Annotated in this window: 1 protein-coding gene; it reads right to left on the bottom strand. The window is 73.5% G+C overall.

The features are described 5' to 3' along the window. Nucleotides 1–101: 101 nt before the first annotated feature. A complete protein-coding gene (locus GKQ77_RS32555; RefSeq protein WP_219692754.1) occupies nucleotides 102–1277 on the bottom strand; it encodes an ABC transporter ATP-binding protein in 1176 nt (391 codons plus the stop codon). Nucleotides 1278–1597: the final 320 nt, after the last annotated feature.

The raw sequence follows: 1597 nt of genomic DNA, 5'->3' as shown, positions 1-1597 counted from the left end.
CTGCGGGGCCGGTGCGCCCTGTGGTGCCGGGGCGCCGGCCGGGGCGTACATCTGCTGGGGCTGCTGCGCCTGCGGCTGCTGCTGCGGAGTCGGAGGCGTGGTCATCGTGCATCCTCGTTGTCGGTGGCGCGCTTGGTCATGTCGGCGGGGGCCGTCGGCTGCTGCGGGGGCGCCGCGGCGTACGGGTTGTCCGTGCCGGGGCCGGCCTGCGGCTGCTGCTGGGGCATCGCGAAGGGCTGGCCGCCCTGCTGGGGCGGCGGCGGGGCGTACCAGCCGGGCTGGCCCTGGCCGGGCACCGGCGGCTGGCCCTGGGGCGGCATGCCGGGGGGCATCTCCTGCTGGAAGCCCGCGCGCTGGTCGACCGTGGAGCGGTAGTCGACGGCGCCCTGCGTCATCCGCATGTACGCCTCCTCCAGCGAGGCCTGGTGCGGGGAGAGCTCCCACAGGCGGACGTCGGCGCTGTGCGCGAGGTCGCTGATGCGGGGCAGCGGCAGACCGGTCACGCGCAGCGCGCCGTCCACCTCGGGCAGGACCTGGCCGCCCGCCTCGGTCAGCGCGGCCGTCAGCTTCTCGCGCTGCTGGGGCTCGGTCTCCGGCGTACGCACCCGGGCGAAGTCGGCGGAGTTGTGCGAGATGAAGTCCTTGACGCTCATGTCGGCGAGCAGCTGGCCGCGGCCGATCACGATCAGGTGCTCGGCGGTGAGCGCCATCTCGCTCATCAGGTGCGAGGAGACGAAGACCGTGCGTCCCTCGGCCGCGAGCGACTTCATGAGGTTGCGGACCCAGAGGATGCCCTCGGGGTCGAGGCCGTTGACCGGCTCGTCGAAGAGGAGCACCTGGGGGTCGCCGAGGAGCGCCGCCGCGATGCCGAGGCGCTGGCCCATGCCGAGCGAGAAGCCCTTGGAGCGTTTCTTCGCCACGTCCTGGAGGCCGACGACGCCGAGCACCTCGTCGACCCGGCGGGCCGGGATACCGGAGAGCTGCGCGAGGCAGAGCAGGTGGTTGCGGGCGTGCCGGCCGCCGTGCACGGCCTTGGCGTCGAGCAGCGCGCCGACCTGGCGGGGGGCGTTGGGGAGCTTGCGGTACGGGTAACCGCCGATCGTCACCTGCCCCGTGGTGGGTGTGTCGAGCCCGAGGATCATGCGCATCGTCGTCGACTTGCCGGAGCCGTTGGGCCCGAGGAAGCCGGTGACGGTACCGGGCCGCACCTGGAAGGAAAGGTTGTACACGGCTGTCTTGGCGCCATAGCGCTTCGTCAGGCCGACTGCCTCGATCATTCTCCGCACCCATCGAATGGTTCAGGACGTCGGGGCACACGCCCCCGTAAGGGTTAGGAGGATAACGGGGAGCTGACGGTTCCGGCCAAGGGCGACCAAAGACTCCGGTGCGGCTCGGGGTGCTCTTCCGGCGGGGCCCGCGAGCGTCCCGCCTCGCCGCTTCGCCGCCTCGCCGCTTCGCGCCGAACGCCTCCCGCCGACCCGGCACCGCATCGGCCCCCGCCCGGGCCGCGGCCATCGCCGCCCTGCGGCAGTGTGCGCCTGGCCCTGTCCCGTCGCTTCGCGCGGCCGGGCCCGATGCCGAGCCCCCGGTCGTGACG

Origin of the sequence: Streptomyces anatolicus (genome assembly GCF_019400875.1) — a bacterium.
Classification (GTDB): Bacteria; Actinomycetota; Actinomycetes; order Streptomycetales; family Streptomycetaceae; genus Streptomyces; species Streptomyces anatolicus.
The sequence above is the reverse complement of the archived record's forward strand: the minus strand, read 5'-3'. Positions and strand labels throughout refer to the sequence as shown.

Coding starts and splice junctions, on each gene's coding strand:
- GKQ77_RS32555 (WP_219692754.1), bottom strand. CDS start 1,277: ATGATCGAGGCAGTCGGCCTGACGAAGCGCTATGGCGCCAAGACAGCC.